This window comes from Dyadobacter pollutisoli, assembly GCF_026625565.1.
In the GTDB taxonomy this organism is placed as follows: domain Bacteria; phylum Bacteroidota; class Bacteroidia; order Cytophagales; family Spirosomataceae; genus Dyadobacter; species Dyadobacter pollutisoli.
Map to the genome: position 1 here is coordinate 4,274,301 of NZ_CP112998.1, position 17,121 is coordinate 4,291,421.

A 17,121-nucleotide genomic window follows, 5' to 3' on the forward strand; every position below is an offset into this window, starting at 1 on the left:
CAATATCATTACAAATTCATTTTAATTCTGATTGCTATGAAAAACATTATGATTGCGGTTTGTGCGTTACTGATTACGCATGCGGCGACGGCTCAATATGATCCTGCTTTTCGCTTTGGCGTCAAGGCGGGTGCCAATTTATCGAACATCAATGGCAGCAATGACCTGTCTATCGTGCACAGTGGCAATGCTTTCAATTTTAAAGATAACGACAACCGATCGCTGGGTTTTGTGGGAGGTGTGTTTTTCAGATTTGGGAAAACGTTCTACATTCAGCCTGAATTGCTGCTTTCTCAAAAAGGGGGGAAATTCAATGTATATGAGGACGGGGTGCAGAATTCAGACGGAAAAGTAGATGTACGCTTCTCCAATCTGGACGTACCGGTACTTTTCGGTGTACGTGTTGCGCGTTTTTTCAGGATAAATGTAGGCCCGGTTGCTTCACTAAGACTATCTAACAACGGCAAATTAGGTGATTCATTCGACGAAATTGCCGGTGAAAATTCAAATGCAGAATTCAAAAATCGCCTGGCATATGGCTATCAGGCTGGTGTTGGCGTCGACTTTGGAAGGCTGAGTGTGGATGTGCGGTACGAGGGTAATTTTACGGAAATTGCAAAAATCAATTTTGATAATGCAACCACTGCCCACCAATTCGGAAAGAAAGGAAATCTCTTCCAGGCAACATTGGGTTTCGCGATTTTCTGACCTTTCATCGACAGAATCATTTCAAAGGCGGGACCTGCTAGTGAGCGGTTCCGCTTTTTGTTTTCGGTCTTGCCTGTGAATATGGTGGCGATTTCTACTTTTGTGTTTCTTTAACTAAATTGCCTGTACGCAAATCCTCGCATCAGGCTCCCATCGAATAGCAAAGTGGCAATAAATACAGATAATGTAAGGTTGGTTTTTGGTTTAAAACTGAAACAACTCAGGCTTGATAAAGGAATGTCGCTTAGTGAACTTTCCCAGAAATCAGGGTTGTCCATTTCCTATATTAATGAAATAGAAAAAGGAAAAAAGTACCCCAAATCCGACAAAATCCTTGCACTGGCGGCCGCTATGGACGTAGATTATGACACGCTCGTGTCATTAAAACTCAGTAAAAGACTGGAACCCATTTCCGACCTGCTGAGCTCCAATATCCTGACCGAACTACCACTCGAACTTTTTGGAATAGACCCCGCAAACCTTTTGGAGATCCTTTCCGACGCGCCTATGAAGATCAGCGCGTTTGTGGGGACGCTCATTGAAATTGCCCGTAACTATAATATGTCGATCGAGAAATTCTATTTCTCTGCACTCCGTACTTACCAGGAAATGCACGACAATTATTTTGAGGACATTGAAACAGAAGCCGAACGTTTTCTGACTGAAAATCAGGTCGCGCCCGAGCGGTTACTGGATGAAACTTATCTCGCCGAAATACTGAGGACCCGCTATAATTATGTGATTGAGAACATTAATGAAAGGCTTAATCCCGAATTTTCAAGCGTACGTTCCTTAACGATTACCAATAGTTCGGGAAGCCGGTTACTGATCAATATGCACCTGTCCTCCGTACAGCGGGCATTTATTTACGGCCGGGAGATCGGCTATCTTTATCTGAACCTGAAAAACAGGCTGCATACCACTGCATTGGTGGAGGCTGAGTCGTTTGAGCAGCTATTGAACAACTTCAAAGCTTCTTACTTTGCCAGCGCTATTATCATTAAAAGAAGCTTGCTGGTACCGGCGATCGCTGATTTTTTTGCCCAAAAAACCTGGCAGCCTGAGAAATTGATCGACCTGATACACAACTTTAATACTACCCCGGAATCATTCTGCTACCGGCTCAGCAACATTCTGCCGCGCTATTTCGGGATTAACCAGATCTTTTTTTCGCGGTTTAATAATTTCGTCGGACAGAACCTTTTCGATATGACCAAGGAAATGCACATTTCGAGAAAGCATTATCCGCACACGGTCAGGGATGAACATTATTGCCGCAGGTGGGTCGCGCTCACGGTACTCAACGACCTTGCAGAGATCATCCAACACAAAGAACAGCCCCGGATACTTTGTAAAGCGCAAAAATCGACCTACATTGATACACAAGACCAATACCTCGTCATCAGTTTTGCACAACCCATGTCGCCTACCCCGAATCTCAATGTGAGCGTTTCCATGGGCATTTACCTCGACGACCAGACCCGTGAAAAGCTCGCTTTTTTGCAAGATCCGCAGCTACCTTCCCGGGATGTGAACCAGACCTGTGAAAGATGTTCGCTTTTTGATTGCCGTGAACGCATTGCAGCTCCGGTGATTCTTCAGAAAAAGTTTAAAAATGAAGAATTGAGAAAAGCATTACGCAGAATGATCAACTAGTATTATCTGAAACCGGTTGTGTGAATTTTATAAGTGCATGGGGGTTACGGATCAGTTAAATGTCTGTTAACAATGAGAATCAATTTTTCCCAATGAGGTTGAATTAAAAATTTCTTAGAAATTAGTGCAACTAAGTTTACGTTTCTCATCTCACTTATCTTTGTAACTCATTTGAAAAGACTACTATGCCCGGTACTTATGACTTTGAGGATCTACTTTTAAAGCTGTCCACACCGTTTTATCTGTTCCTGATCGGCCTGGAAATCTTTTTGACGTACCGAACTCATAGTGATGCGGAAACGCGGACATCCTACTCTTTCCGTGACAGCCTCACCAATGCGCTTTTAATGCTTGTCAATGGCGGTATTGACCTTTTGTTCCGTGCAGTTTACGTCGGCATACTCATCTGGTTCTACCATTTCTCGATTATCTCCCCAATTGAAAATCCTTATACCTACTGGCTGCTTCTATTTCTGCTGGAAGACCTTGCATTTTACACATTGCATTACGTGGATCATCATTGCAGGCTTTTCTGGGCAGTGCATGTGACGCACCATTCTTCCGAGCATTTCAACCTGACCACCGGTTTCAGGTCGTCGGTCTTTCAGCCATTGTACCGTTTCGTGTATTTCATTCCATTGACATTGATCGGCTTCAATCCGGCCGATATCATCATTATGTACTCGCTGACACAGATTTACGGCATCATCGTGCATACGGAATATATCGGCAAGCTTGGCTGGCTGGAATACATTATGGTCACGCCATCGCACCATCGCGTGCATCACGCCAGTAATGTGCAGTATCTTGACAAAAACATGGGAATGTGCCTGATCATCTGGGACCGCATTTTCGGGACTTTTCAGGAGGAATTGATCTCCGTTCCACCGCAGTACGGATTGACCAAGCCAATTGAAACGTCCGGTCTCAGACACACGGTTTTTCACGAATGGGAGGAAATTGGAAAGGATTTCAGACAACCGGCACCATTAGCTACAAAACTCAAGTACCTGATGAAAGCACCCGGCTGGTCACCCGACGGATCGCGGCAAACCACAAAAGATCTGCAAAACAAATCCCTGCAAAATCCAGCGCCCGAAAGCCGACTGCCGATCGCCGGTCCGCCGACCGCCGAAGTCATTTAAAAGCCTGAATTCCTGTAATTTCTGCGCCTAGAATCAGCAAATGAATATCATGCGTCCCCTCGTAGGTGATAACCGATTCCAGGTTCATCATGTGCCGCATAATGGGATAGTCGCCGGTAATGCCCATCGCACCCAGGATCTGCCGGCATTCTCTCGCCACATTTAATGCAGTCTGGACATTGTTCCGCTTAGCCATTGAAATTTGAGTGGTACTAGCTTTTCCTTCATTCATAAGCACGCCCAGTCTCCACGCAAGTAGCTGTGCCTTGGTAATTTCGGTGAGCATTTCCGCCAGTTTCCGTTGTGTGAGCTGAAAAGCGGCGATCGGTTTATCGAATTGAATCCGCTCTCCCGCGTACTTGACCGCAGTTTCATAGCAGTCCATTGCGGCGCCAATAGCGCCCCAGGCAATGCCATAGCGCGCCTTATCCAAACATTGCAACGGTGCTTTGAGACCGACGCCAAGTGGTAACAGGTTTGCTTCGGGAATGAATACCTGATCAAAAACCAGTTCGCCGGTAGCACTTGCCCGCAGTGACCATTTGCCATGTATTTCAGGCGTTGAAAAACCTTTCATCCCACGTTCCGCAATCAATCCCTGAACCCTGCCATCGTCATTTCTTGCCCACACGACCGCAATGTCTGCGAATGGAGCATTGGAGATCCACATTTTAGAACCGTTCAGGATATACCCACCTGCTGTTTTGGCAATGGTAGTTTTCATGCCGCCGGGATTCGAGCCATGATCAGGTTCTGTTAACCCAAAGCATCCCAGCAGTTCACCGGTAGCAAGTCCCGGAAGATATTTACGTTTTTGCTCCTCAGTACCGAACTGAAATATCGGCCACATAACCAGGGAGCTCTGCACCGAAACCGTAGACCGCATACCCGAATCGCCTCGTTCAATTTCCTGACACATGAGCCCATAACTAATGTAATCCAATCCGCCACCGCCATAGTCCAGCGGTATAGTCGGACCAAACACGCCCAGCTCGCCAAATTTCCTGATCAGATGCAGTGGAAATTCAGCCTTTTGGGCATAGTCTTCGATAATGGGTTTTATTTCCTTGTCGGAGAATTCCTTGATAGTACTGGCGATGAGCCGCTGCTCAGCGGTCAGTAGGTCATTGATATTGAAGAAGTCGGTAGTGAGCATGATATTCGAATGCAGAAAATGAATTCCTTATTTCTTCATTTTCTTTTCCGATAAACGCAGTGCAGTTTCAAGATCCACTGGTACTCCTCTTACAAAATCATTCAATTTCACATCATCAGGTATGGAAGGAACAACGTATCTAGTCGTTTGCATCTTCGTAATCTTGCTTTTCACTTTTCCTTGCAACCCGCGTTCCGATGATCCTAACTTTTCCATTTCTGATAATAAAATAAGATGATAACAATCTGTTCCTGTTACTTTTCGCTATGCATAAGTAACGAATTTCCCGGGATCTTTGACTCATGATGACCAACTTTTTCGGATCGTCAAACATACTTTCAGCCTCTACATTCTCGATCAGATGTTTGTCAACAGATTTCATTAGGTTACCACCGTCCCAATCGAATTTAAGAGGTGCCATTCTTTTGATTTAGTGTGTGTAATGTATCGGCGGTCAAAATTGACACAAGTCGATCAGGCGTACATCAATTTCCCTTTGGGTTTGGGAATTTCTCTTCCCAATGCTTTGGCTGTTTCAATCCATTGATCGATTACAACTTGTACGTTCAACAAAGCCTCATTTTGTGTAGGACCATCCGCCATACAGCCAGGCAGTTCCGGTACTTCGACCACGAATGTACTGTCCTCTTCGCTCCAATACATGATTAACTCGTATTTGCTATTCATAACTTACAAGTTTGTATTTCAAAATAATGCCTCTCACCTGCTTCACCTGATAAGGTTTAGCCTTGCTTCCATCAGGTTGAATATACTAAACCCCAAAAACCTTCTTCACATAAACCATATCAATTTTGTGTGCCTCGACACCATTCATAGTTTTGGGAGATGTTTTTTCAAGACATTGTTCCAATACTAAATGTGGTTTTACATTCAAATCATTCAGCATCTGGGCGAGTCTTGGATAATCGATATCCCCTTCTCCGAAAGTTTCCTGCCAAATTCCCGCTTTCGACTGCCTTAAATGTAGCTCGATAATGCGTTTGCCGTACAATTTGACAATATCAAATAAAGCAACCTGTGAATTTCCAGAACCACGATAAACCCAATGTACATCCAGACAAAGTGAAACATTCGAAGGATTAGTTGCCAGCAGCATATGGTGAAATTCCCGCGCAGCGGCCCGCAGCTCCACGTCATGGGTGTGGTACGCCAGCGACATACCCCGTTTTTTCAACTCTGCCCCCAGCTTGTCCAGGTTTTTAGCCTGCTCGGCCAGTTCAATATCTGATTTATTTTCCCCGCTTCCCCATTTAATAGGATTAGGATTAGTAACAATGATTTTGGTACCAGCCGGTTTTAATGCATCCGCAATGGCCAGTACCGATTCCAATGATTTCGAAGCTTCATCAGCCTGATGCAAAGAGGTATTCACATAAACAGATGGCATGACCAGCTGATGTTTTTTCAATAGTGGCAACAACTTTGTGACTTCCTCGGCATGATTAAATGCAGGCTCGTAAGCTTTGATGCCGGTCGAAGCAAATTCAGTCAATGAAACATCCTGATCGGCTGCCCAGTCGCGACCTTCACGGGCATAAAAAGTGATCCAGGAATATTGGTTGCATGAAACCGGGAAAAGTGCCGCCTGATTTTCGGCCCAGGCTGAGTCGGTAAGTACGGCTGCACCGGCAGCAACTGCGGCAGTATTCAAAAATTGACGGCGGCTTTGTGACATAAGAGTTCGTTTTAGGATCTGGTCATTGTTAGTCACTAAAGATGACGACATTTAAATAATACCCGTGGCTGGCGCATCCAGACTTTCTAAGTCTTGAAGACTTGGAAAGTCTCGTTTCTCTTTACCTTTGCAGCATTAAAGGCTAAATCCCTTTCCAATGCAGCAGACACTTCAACTTGTTCTAGCGCCGGAAATCGCGCTGGATGACGAAAATTTTCGTCAGTTTATCATTAAGAAACTTCGGCTTCGCGAAGGTGACAATCCCATTATCCGCAAAACGCGCCAGTCCATTGATGCCCGCAGCCGTCAGGTCAAGATCAATGTACAGGCAGAAGTTTACGTCAATGAACTCCCACCCGCGCTGACGCAGTTTGAACTACATTATCAGGATGTAACTAATCGCCCGCAGGCGTTGATCGTAGGTTGCGGCCCTGCCGGAATGTTCGCGGCGCTCAGACTTATCGAACTGGGAATCAAGCCAATCCTTTTTGAAAGAGGTAAGGATGTGCGGACCAGAAGACGGGATCTTGCGGCCATTAACAAAGAACATATTGTCAATCCTGAATCCAATTACTGTTTTGGAGAAGGTGGCGCGGGGACTTATTCCGATGGGAAATTGTACACACGTTCCAACAAACGCGGGGATATCCGGCGCATTCTGGAAATTTTTGTGGGGCACGGGGCCAATGAACAGATATTGATTGACACGCACCCTCACATTGGTACCAATAAACTCCCCGTCGTGGTATCCGAAATGAGAGAAAGCATCCTAAAAGCAGGAGGCGAAATTCATTTTGATACCAAGGTTACCGATCTGATCATTAACCAGAATAAAATAAAAGGAGTTGTTACAAACGATAGCAAAGAACACATTGGAATCGGCGTCATACTGGCAACCGGACATTCAGCACGGGACATTTACGAATTGCTGCATGCCAAAAATATCCTGATCGAGAGTAAGTCGTTTGCAATGGGTGTGCGGATCGAACATCCTCAAAATACCATTGACAAGATTCAGTACCATTGCGAAACAGACCGCGGCCCCTATCTTCCTGCTGCGTCGTATAGTTTGGTTACACAAACCCGTTATAAAGGAGTTCAGCGGGGTGTGTTTTCGTTTTGCATGTGTCCGGGCGGCTTCATTGTGCCAGCGGCTACCGAAAACGGAGAGGTAGTAGTAAATGGAATGTCACCCTCCCGGCGCGATTCTCCTTATGCTAACTCTGGAATTGTGGTTTCCATTGAAGAAGAAGACCTTGTTCCATATAAAGAACTGGGACCAATGGCGGGGCTGCAATTGCAAAAGGAAATTGAGCAAGCTGCCTGTAAACTGGCCGGAGCTACCCAAACGGCCCCGGCACAATTGGCAACAGATTTTGTAAAAGGTAAAATTTCAACTCAGCTGCGTGACACTTCCTACCAGCCTGGTTTGCAATCTGTTGATCTGTACGAGGTTTTGCCACCCAACATTGCTTTCCCTTTGCGGGATGCATTAAATGATTTTGGCCAAAAAATGAGAGGATATATGTCGCGCGACGCCCAGCTGATCGGGGTTGAAAGCCGGACTTCATCCCCCATTCGGATACCGAGAGAACGTGACAGCTGCGAACACCCCGAAGTAAAGGGCTTATTCCCGTGTGGCGAAGGTGCTGGCTATGCAGGCGGCATCATGTCAGCCGCAATGGACGGCGAGCGCTGCGCAGAGCAGCTGGTCCGGCTGTGCCGAGCCAGCTAACGACTAGAACTGTTCAGCTTCTTCTTATATTTGCGTAAATCCGGTAATAAAACAAAAGATCTGGTACTTGCAGAAGCACTAGTCGAGAAGAACAGAGATTTGATCATAACAAAATGGCAAGAGTTTCATGGAGATGGTAGTGAGTAACAACAGAGCGCTATGAAAATAGAGAAAATTTGGTTCGACGAAAGCAATATATACATTGTTACTGATAGTGGCCATACTATCGGCAACCCGTTAAAATGGTTCACCAGACTTCATAATGCCTCTGCTAAACAAAGAGAGAACTATGAAATTGGCCCAACAGGCAGCAGTATTCATTGGGAAGAAATTGATGAAGATCTCAGCCTGGAAAGCTTTTTCGACTTCAATAGAGAACTACATTACGCGAAAATCTGATCGATTACCCCGAGGTCAGTACCAGTTGAACAATGCTTATCAATAATTTGCCAATATGGCCGCACTGGAATCCTTTTCCTTATTTGCTTCACAATTAACACAAAAACTGAAATACCCGCTTCCCGGTGAGTCAGCGCACCGGACTATGCAGGCTTCGAGCAAACTGCGCCTGACTTTCAAGCCCAATGCACGTACTCGTAAAAGCGCCGTGCTCATTTTGTTTTATCCCCACAAAAACGAAATCTATTTTCCGCTGATATTGCGCCCGGCCTACGACGGCGTACATTCCGGACAAGTGGCATTCCCTGGTGGCCGCTACGAACCGAGCGACGAAGACCTCATACGGACCGCTTTGAGAGAGGCGCAAGAAGAAATTGGCTTACGGCTGAATGATGTAAAAATCCTCGGAATATTGACCGAGCTATTTATTCCGGCAAGCAATTTCTACGTTTTGCCAGTCATCGCTACCATGCCCTATCGCCCCGACTTTTACCCTGATCCGCGAGAGGTTGAAGACATTTTCGAAATCCGGCTGGAAGAAATTTCGGATGTGAATATCATTGGATCCAGTGACATTCAAGTGCGTGGCGAACAGGTACATGCCCCGCATTATATGGTGCAGGGATACAAAATATGGGGCGCTACGGCCATGATGATCAGTGAACTGCTATCCGTGCTGAATGCATTGGACCCCGATTCTAAAAACTGAAAATTATAGCTTTATTTGCTATATTAGCAGGTAATTCAAATAAATCTTCCGGTTAGCTTCGTCCTGACTGGTTCTTCAAAGAACCTCTCGGTCCTTCAACGAAAACCGGTGAGCATTGATACCTTACAAAATTTACTGAATACTTAAAACCTGGTTCCTCCTTCATTTATGGACGAAAACGGAGCTACGCCTGACGTAGAAGATAGCGGATTGCACGATAAACTGCCCATTTCGGGTTTATATGAAAGTTGGTTTCTTGATTATGCTTCCTATGTAATTCTGGAACGAGCAGTTCCAGCCATTGAAGACGGCCTCAAACCAGTGCAAAGGCGCATTATGCATGCACTGAACGAAATGGACGACGGCCGTTTCAACAAAGTTGCCAATGTCGTAGGTTCTTCCATGCAGTACCACCCGCACGGAGACGCTTCTATCTACGACGCTATTGTCAACATTGGACAAAAAGAGCTCCTTTTCGATACCCAGGGCAACTGGGGAGATATCCGTACGGGTGACGGAGCCGCGGCCGCACGTTACATTGAGGTCCGGCTCTCTCGCTTTTCCAAAGATATTGTTTTTAATGACGACACTACCGAATGGCAGCTCTCCTACGACGGACGCAAGCGTGAGCCGGTAACGCTGCCTGTCAAATTCCCGCTGCTATTGTCGCTCGGGGTCGAGGGGATTGCGGTGGGACTTTCTACCAAAATCCTTCCGCATAATTTTTGCGAGCTGATAGATGCTTCCATCGCATTACTGCAAGGAAAGGACATCACCATTTTTCCCGACTTCCTGACCGGCGGACAGATCGACGTGTCCAACTACAACGACGGCCAGCGAGGAGGTAAAGTAAGGGTACGCGCCAGAATTGAGGAGGAAGACAAGAAAATGCTGGTGATCCGGGACATTCCCTTTGGTACCACCACCACCTCCCTTATCGATTCGATTATTAAGGCCAGCGACGGAGGCAAGATCAAAATCAAGAAGGTGGTGGATAACACCGCCGCAGAAGTGGAAATACAGGTACACCTGGCGCCTGGTGTTTCACCGGACATTACGATGGACGCATTGTATGCATTCACAGAATGTGAGGTGTCCATATCGCCGAATGCTTGTATCATCATCGCTGACAAGCCTCACTTTGTTGGTGTTACCGAAATATTAAAATACAATACCCAGCAAACTGTCCATTTACTCCATCGCGAGCTGGAAATCAAGAGACTGGGACTTCTGGAAAAGATCCTTTACGGTTCTTTGGAGAAGATATTCATTGAAAACCGCATTTACCGCGATATCGAAGAATGTGAAACATTTGAAGCAGTAATCCGCACCATTGACAAAGGTCTGGAACCTTACAAGCCTCAGTTTTACCGAGAAATCACCGATGACGACATTGTTGAGCTGACGGAGATCCGTATCAAGCGTATTTCCAAATATGACGGCTACAAGGCGGATGAGCTGATGCGCAAATGGCAGGAGGAACTGGCCGAAACGGAAGATAACCTTGCTAATATCACCCGTTTTGCGATTGACTACTTCAAAGACCTTTTGAAAAAATATGGCAAAGGCCGTTCGAGAAGAACAGAGATCAGGGCATTCAACCAGATTTCGGCTAATATCGTTGCTGCCAATAACCAGAAACTATATGTAAACCGCGCCGAAGGTTTTGTCGGTTATGGCCTCAAAAAGGATGAGTATGTCATGGACTGCTCGGACATTGACGACATCATCATTTTCAGATCCGACGGTAAATGTCTGGTAACCAAGGTTCAGGACAAAGTTTTCGTCGGTAAAGATATTATATACTGCGCGGTTTTTGTCAAAAACGATGAACGCAAAGTTTACAACCTGGTCTACGTAGACGGAAAAACGGGCGTGTCTTATATTAAACGCTGCCAGATCACAGCTGTTACCCGCGACCGCGAGTACGACCTGACTCAGGGGACGCCGAAATCCAAAATCACCTATTTCACGCCAAACGAAAACGGTGAGGCTGAGATTATTACAGTCAGCCTGACGTCGCAGAGCAAGGCGAAAGTAAAGCAGTTTGACTTCAACTTTGCTGAACTGCTGATCAAAAACCGGAGTGCAATGGGTAACATTCTGACCAAATACCCGGTTAGAAAAATAACCCTGAAACAGGCAGGCCGCTCGACGCTGGGTGGCGTCGATATGTGGTTTGATCCGATCATTGGCCGTTTGAACCGTGATGAAAGAGGTGAATACCTAGGCAACTTCGGGCCTTCGGACAACATTCTGGTGATTTACAAAGAAGGTACTTACGAGCTGACCAACTTTGACCTTACCAACCATTATGTCCCAAATGAAGTCCTGTTAGTGAAGAAGTTTGAGACCAAGCTTCCGATAACGGCGCTGTACTTCGACGGCGCTCAAAAACAGCACTTTATCAAACGATTTAATATAGAGACATCATCGCTGGACAAGAAATTCCTCTTCATCAGCGATTCTAAAAACAGTAAACTGATACTGGCAAGCACCGATAAGCGTCCTCGTCTTGAAATTGTTTATCCAAAAACAGCCCAGAAAGAACAAAGCAGCGACGAAATCCTGGTTGAGGAAATGGTCGATATACGCGGCTGGCGGGCGATCGGGAATAAACTGCCTAATGATAAATTCAAGGAAGTACGGTGGCTACCTTCTTTGCCTGACCCTGTGGAGGAAGTAATCGCCATTCCTGTGGAAGAAGACGCTGGCGAGGAGAATGTCGGTGAACCGGAGGAAAATTTGGAAGACGTTTCCGGGGACACATTACCGGAAAATACTGTTAACTTAACTGAGGAAACAGAAGAGAGTCCGGAAGAAGAGCACATTGAGAAAGAGGAATCGGATGACGAGGAACCTAAAACGGAGGCAAAGTCCAAAAAAGATCCGAAAAAAGGCCCTGATTCCAAAAGCCAGCTTGGGTTGTTTGAATAAGTATTTCTCAGGAATACCTATTCACTTAGCAACAAATAGCGCCGTGATGTGCGTACAGTCTAAAAACCGAAGATCAGAATGTACGCCGGACCGGAATATGACCAGAAGTTGAAAGCATCGATAGGCCACATCAAGGACACGGGTGAAAAAACTGATAAAAATCATATTAGCCTTATTATTTGCCTGCATGGTTTTCATCTTGCTTTGTAACTTCTGGGTTGTTTACTGTACCCGTCAATACAGCTATTTTTCTATCGATAATCTCCCTTCCAATGACGTAGCCCTGGTTTTGGGCACGAGTCGGAATTCAGAAAAAGGAAAAGAAAACCTTTTTTTTAAGTACCGAATGGAAGCTACGGCGAGACTTTTCAAGGAAGGTAAAATAAAATATATTATATTAAGCGGCAATAACGATTCCCAATACTATAATGAACCACTGGACATGCAGCGCGCCTTGTTGAATTTGGGAATACCGGAAAATGTCATGACGCTGGATTACGCCGGCTTCCGGACTTTTGACTCTATTGTCCGCTGCAAACAGGTTTTCAACCAGGACAACTTTACCATTATCTCCCAGAACTTCCACAATGCAAGAGCGCTGTACATTGCTCATAATGAAGGCATAAATGCCATTTCATTTGCAGCGCAAGATGTCCCGGACGGCTACTCCCTGCGAACATTGGTACGCGAGTACCTGGCAAGGCCCAAAGCTGTACTGGATGTTCACATCCTTCGTCCGCCAGCGGATGTTACTTCAAACAATGAGATTCGGAAAAAATGAGAAGCTATATCCTGTTTTCCTTCTTGTTTATTGCAGTAATCAGTTCGTTCAAGACTTTTTCACAGACTACTTACACCATTAAAGGAAAAATCACCGACGCAAGTACCGGCGATCCCATACCATTTGCCAATATTGGTGTAAAAGGAACCTTAGCAGGCACCACCACTAATTTCGACGGCCTATATCAGCTTACATATCCCCCACCGGCTGACTCGATATTGGTGACCTACGTCGGCTACGAAAGCAAAAGCAAGGCAATAGCCCCAAATCTGCCTGACCAAACCATTGATATTCAACTACTACCAGGGACACTACAGCTGAGGGAGGTCAAAATATTTGCAGGGGAAAATCCGGCATATGCGGTCCTCAGAAAAATTGTCGCCAACAAGAAAAGAAACAATGCAGACGACCTGGATGCATATGAATATGTGAGCTACAACAAGATCCAGATCGATATCGACAACCTTTCCGAGAAGTTCAGGAACCGGAAATCGGTCAAAAAAATGACCCATATTGTCGATCAGTATGATGCGGTGAAAGGCGAAAACGGCGAGACGATCATCCCCATTTTTATCTCTGAATCTGTTTCCGACGTTTATTACAGGAAAAATCCGAAGAAGAAAAAGGAGGTTATCAACAAAACCAAAGTTTCCGGTGTGGGGCTTACCGACGGCAGCCTGGTTTCGCAGGTCATTGGTTCCTCATTTCAGCAATACAATTTTTATGGAAACTGGCTCAATGTCCTTGACAAAGACTTCGTATCGCCGATTGCGGACAGCTGGAAACTTTACTACGAATACTACCTTTCCGACAGCCTTTATAATGGCACAAACTACGATTATCACATTGATTTCGAGCCGCGTCAGGAACAAGACCTTGCTTTTACAGGCTCATTCTGGGTCGATGGTACTACATTTGCATTAACCCAAATGGACGCCAGCGTCGGCAAAAGAGCAAACATCAACTTTATTGAAAAAATAAAGATCCAGCAGTCGTACGAGGTTTTTGAAGATGAAAAAACGTGGGTACCGTCCAAAACCAGGGTATTGATCGACGTAGACGAGCCGACGAAGCAGACTGCCGGAATGCTTTTGAAATTCTATTCTGCCAATTCAAAATATAAGCTAAATAGTCCCCGGAACCCCAAATTTTACGATACTGCCATTGAGCTGAAAGAAGACTATAAGGACCATGATTCCACTTTCTGGGTCAAAAGCCGCCCCGAAGCTTTGAGCGCAACCGAAATACTGTCATTCCAGCTGGTCGATTCGTTGAAGGTCTTGCCGGTTGTGAAAACCTACACGGAAATCCTTAACATTTTTGTGAATGGCTACAAGAAAATAGATAAATGGAACATCGATATCGGGCCATATCTGTTTTTATATGCCAATAATGCGATCGAAGGTCACAGGTTCCGTCTCGGTTTTAAGACTGATCCGGGTTTCAGCCGTAAATGGATTTTCAGCGGCTACGGAGCATATGGTACCCGCGATCACGACTTTAAATACGGTGCGGGAATGGATTACATCATTGACCGAAAACCTTGGACGATGGCAGGCGTTTCGTATTCCAAAGACCTGGAAAGGCTTGGCGTATCAGCAGAAACCATTGGGCCAAATACTATTTTCGGCGCTTTTTCAAGGTTTGGCGCGTTTCGCAGACCCTACTGGCAGGAAGACATTTCGGGTTACTTCAAACGGGAGCTGGTGAAAGGTTTAACCGGAAGCGTTCAGTTCAGGCACCGCGATTTCAGACCATTGTTTCCATTTAATTACCGAACTGAACCTTCCCGTGGTGCCGAGTCCCCTGTCCGAAGTTCGTTCGATATCACGGAAATAAACCTGGAAACCCGCCTGGCCAACAAAGAGACTTTTCTGCAAAATGATAATGAACGTATCAGTATGGGTAACGCCAATTCGCCTGCATTTACATTGCGCTATACGCTGGGTCTTAAAAACTTTCTGGGCGGCGATTTCCACTACCACAAGTTTTCCTTTAATGTCAAACAGAGCTTCCGCGCAGGCGTGATCGGACGCACTTACTATAACGTTACCTTCGGATATATCCCTTCCACGCTACCTTACCCGCTGCTGTACACGCCGCTTGGTAACGAATCGTTGTTTTATGTAGACAATGCTTACAATCTCATGCGCTATTTCGAGTTCATCAGCGACCGCTACATTGCCCTGCGTTTGGAGCACAATTTTGAAGGATTTATACTTAACCGTATACCTGCCATCCGCAAGCTGAAATTAAGAATGTTAGCTACCGGCAAGTTATTTTACGGAAGCGTCAGCGATGCGAACATCGCATTGACCAAGACCACGGACGAATCAGGGAATGAAATCCAGACATTCAATCGCCTGAAAGACAGGCCTTATATTGAACTGGGCTATGGAGTGGATAATATTTTCAAAGCGGGTCGCATTGATTTTATACACCGGCTCACCTACCTCGACAATCCGAATGTTACGCCGTTTGCGGTAAAGATTTCGTTCTGGTTTAGCCTCTGAGCCAATTTATATACTTCTCAGATCTTTGGCAGCGTAAGTAAGAAAAACCTGCTGGCCAATTTCAAGATCCAGCCGGTTCCGATAAAAAGCCAGCCTGTCATCTCCATTTATACACCGGATTTCCCAATGATTACCATGAAACCGTATGGCTTCTACCTTGCCCTGCCATTTACTTTTCTCGGGATGCTTGGTAGGCTTGATCTTTTCGGGCCTGATAAAGAAATCTTTGCTTCCATCCTTCCCGGAAAGCCAGTTGATGTCGCCTGTCAGCTCGGCTACGTAGCTATCAACAGGCTGATTATATACTTCCTGTGGTGTTCCCGTTTGAATTATTTTACCATTACGCAATACGGCAATCCGGTCCGACCAGGCCAGGGCATCAGCTGCTTCATGTGTTACAAAAATGCAGCTCATTTTCTGCTGGTTTCGCATGGTTTCAATTGCGTTGCCCAGTACACGCCGGTTGTGGTTATCCAAATGTGCAAAAGGTTCGTCGAGCAGGAGTACATCCGGCTGCTCGGCCAGGGCTTTGGCAATGGCGGTACGTTGTTTTTCACCACCCGACAGCAGCTTCGCCTTCTGATTTCTTACATAATCCAATCCGGCAGTAGTCATCAGTTCGGCTACTTTTTCTTTGCGGTATACCGTTTCGTAAAACCGGAGCGAGTAAGCAATATTCTCTTCAACGGTTTGATTTGGAAAAAGCTCAAATTCCTGATGAATGAGTTTAATAGACTCGTGACCGGGGATCAGCTCGCCGCTTACTGGCTTCAATTCTTCTTCCTTGAAATAAATTTTACCTTGCTCCGCATCCAGGAATCTTCCCAGAATGCGAAGCAAGGTACTCTTACCCGACCCGCTTTCTCCTAAAACCCCCAGCCACTCACCTGCATTGAGCTGTAAATCAATGTCGGAAAGTACAGGATTGTTGCCAAAAGCTTTGGTGACAGATTGAGCGCGCAGGGTAATTTTTGTTTTTTTCATTATCAGGCCCAGCTCACTTTGTTTTCAATGGGCGTGCGGCGGGCAGGTGCTTCCGGCGCATCGTGATAACCCATGAAATATAATCCAAGGCACTTCTGGTTTTCGGGTATGCCTGCGAATTTGGCAAGGAGATCCAGAATCGCAGGGCTGCTCCAATAAGAACCAATCCCATAGGCAGTCGCTGTAAGCCACATATTCTGCACTGCGCATGCCACCGAAGCGGTTTCTTCCCATTCCGGAAGTTTGTCGGGATGCAGTTCTGCGCAAATCAGCACTACAACATTGGATTTAAGGACTTTTTCACCTGCTGCGTCATATCTTGCCTGGGAAAACGATTCCGGAGGCGTTACTGTGCGATATCGTTCCGTGAAAAAGCCAGCCAGTTTGTTCAGGCTTTCGCCTTTGTAAACCACAAAACGCCATGGCTCAGTCAATTTATGGGTTGGGGCGTAATTTGCATTCTCAAGAATCGTCAGCAGGATGTCCTCTGGGATGTCTTTTTCAATGTAGCTGGGTGGGAAAATACTGCGTCTGCTGCGAATGATATGATTTACTACTTCAACTGATTGTTCCATTCTAATGATTTTACTTCTGTTTTGGTCAAAAAACAAAGCTAAGGATTATTGGCCCTTTTTGATAAGATCACCTGGGTTATAAGGAAAATTTACCGTCACCGGGTGTTACTTTGCCGCTAAACAATTA

The 17,121-nt window shown here is 45.6% G+C and carries 16 protein-coding genes; 9 read left to right on the top strand and 7 right to left on the bottom strand.

Annotated elements, in window-relative coordinates:
• Positions 1-36 precede the first annotated feature (36 nt).
• The 3 genes from ON006_RS17475 (at position 37) to ON006_RS17485 (ending at position 3,509) form a co-directional block, all read left to right on the top strand.
• Complete coding sequence (locus ON006_RS17475; protein ID WP_244820661.1) at positions 37-708, top strand: porin family protein; 672 nt, start codon at positions 37-39, stop codon at positions 706-708.
• Positions 709-873: 165 nt separating this feature from the next.
• Positions 874-2,364, top strand: coding sequence for a helix-turn-helix domain-containing protein (locus ON006_RS17480; protein ID WP_244820662.1), 1,491 nt, complete (start codon positions 874-876; stop codon positions 2,362-2,364).
• Positions 2,365-2,549: 185 nt separating this feature from the next.
• Positions 2,550-3,509, top strand: a complete 960-nt coding sequence (locus tag ON006_RS17485; RefSeq protein WP_244820663.1) for a sterol desaturase family protein — start codon at positions 2,550-2,552, stop codon at positions 3,507-3,509.
• On the opposite strand, the gene ON006_RS17490 is transcribed toward ON006_RS17485, so the two are convergent.
• The 5 genes from ON006_RS17490 to ON006_RS17510 all read right to left on the bottom strand — a co-directional run bounded on the left by ON006_RS17490 (position 3,502) and on the right by ON006_RS17510 (position 6,361).
• Positions 3,502-4,665, bottom strand: coding sequence for an acyl-CoA dehydrogenase family protein (locus tag ON006_RS17490; protein ID WP_244820664.1), 1,164 nt, complete (start codon positions 4,663-4,665; stop codon positions 3,502-3,504). The genes ON006_RS17485 and ON006_RS17490 overlap by 8 nt on opposite strands.
• Positions 4,666-4,692: 27 nt before the next feature.
• On the bottom strand, positions 4,693-4,818 hold the full coding sequence (locus ON006_RS17495; RefSeq protein ID WP_255772897.1) for a hypothetical protein: 126 nt from the start codon (positions 4,816-4,818) through the stop codon (positions 4,693-4,695).
• Positions 4,805-5,086, bottom strand: coding sequence for a BrnT family toxin (locus tag ON006_RS17500; protein WP_244820665.1), 282 nt, complete (start codon positions 5,084-5,086; stop codon positions 4,805-4,807). The genes ON006_RS17495 and ON006_RS17500 overlap by 14 nt, the downstream gene beginning before the upstream one ends.
• 53 nt (positions 5,087-5,139) lie before the next feature.
• Positions 5,140-5,352 (bottom strand): type II toxin-antitoxin system HicB family antitoxin, encoded by a 213-nt coding sequence (locus ON006_RS17505; protein ID WP_244820666.1) that lies wholly within the window; start codon positions 5,350-5,352, stop codon positions 5,140-5,142.
• 85 nt (positions 5,353-5,437) lie between these two features.
• Entirely contained in the window at positions 5,438-6,361 is a 924-nt protein-coding gene (locus ON006_RS17510; RefSeq protein WP_244820667.1) for a sugar phosphate isomerase/epimerase family protein, read from the bottom strand.
• A gap of 157 nt (positions 6,362-6,518) precedes the next feature.
• Here ON006_RS17510 and ON006_RS17515 point away from each other — a divergent pair, with 157 nt between their 5' ends.
• From ON006_RS17515 to ON006_RS17540, 6 genes are all read left to right on the top strand, one after another.
• A complete protein-coding gene (locus ON006_RS17515) occupies positions 6,519-8,096 on the top strand; it encodes an NAD(P)/FAD-dependent oxidoreductase (protein WP_244820668.1) in 1,578 nt (525 codons plus the stop codon).
• 159 nt (positions 8,097-8,255) lie between these two features.
• The gene (locus ON006_RS17520; RefSeq protein WP_244820669.1) at positions 8,256-8,495 is read left to right on the top strand and encodes a DUF2442 domain-containing protein; all 240 of its coding nucleotides are present in this window, start codon (positions 8,256-8,258) and stop codon (positions 8,493-8,495) included.
• A gap of 55 nt (positions 8,496-8,550) precedes the next feature.
• Entirely contained in the window at positions 8,551-9,204 is a 654-nt protein-coding gene (locus ON006_RS17525; protein ID WP_244820670.1) for an NUDIX hydrolase, read from the top strand.
• Positions 9,205-9,372: 168 nt separating this feature from the next.
• Positions 9,373-12,141: a DNA gyrase/topoisomerase IV subunit A gene (locus ON006_RS17530; RefSeq protein ID WP_244820671.1), complete on the top strand. Its 2,769-nt coding sequence runs from the start codon at positions 9,373-9,375 to the stop codon at positions 12,139-12,141.
• Between the two features lie 187 nt (positions 12,142-12,328).
• The gene (locus ON006_RS17535) at positions 12,329-12,922 is read left to right on the top strand and encodes a SanA/YdcF family protein (protein WP_310590198.1); all 594 of its coding nucleotides are present in this window, start codon (positions 12,329-12,331) and stop codon (positions 12,920-12,922) included.
• A complete protein-coding gene (locus ON006_RS17540) occupies positions 12,919-15,435 on the top strand; it encodes a DUF5686 and carboxypeptidase-like regulatory domain-containing protein (RefSeq protein ID WP_244820673.1) in 2,517 nt (838 codons plus the stop codon). Before ON006_RS17535 ends, ON006_RS17540 begins: the two co-directional genes overlap by 4 nt.
• Positions 15,436-15,441: 6 nt before the next feature.
• On the opposite strand, the gene ON006_RS17545 is transcribed toward ON006_RS17540, so the two are convergent.
• Positions 15,442-16,419, bottom strand: a complete 978-nt coding sequence (locus tag ON006_RS17545; protein ID WP_244820674.1) for an ABC transporter ATP-binding protein — start codon at positions 16,417-16,419, stop codon at positions 15,442-15,444.
• Between the two features lie 2 nt (positions 16,420-16,421).
• Positions 16,422-16,994: a nitroreductase family protein gene (locus tag ON006_RS17550; protein WP_244820675.1), complete on the bottom strand. Its 573-nt coding sequence runs from the start codon at positions 16,992-16,994 to the stop codon at positions 16,422-16,424.
• Positions 16,995-17,121 lie beyond the last annotated feature (127 nt).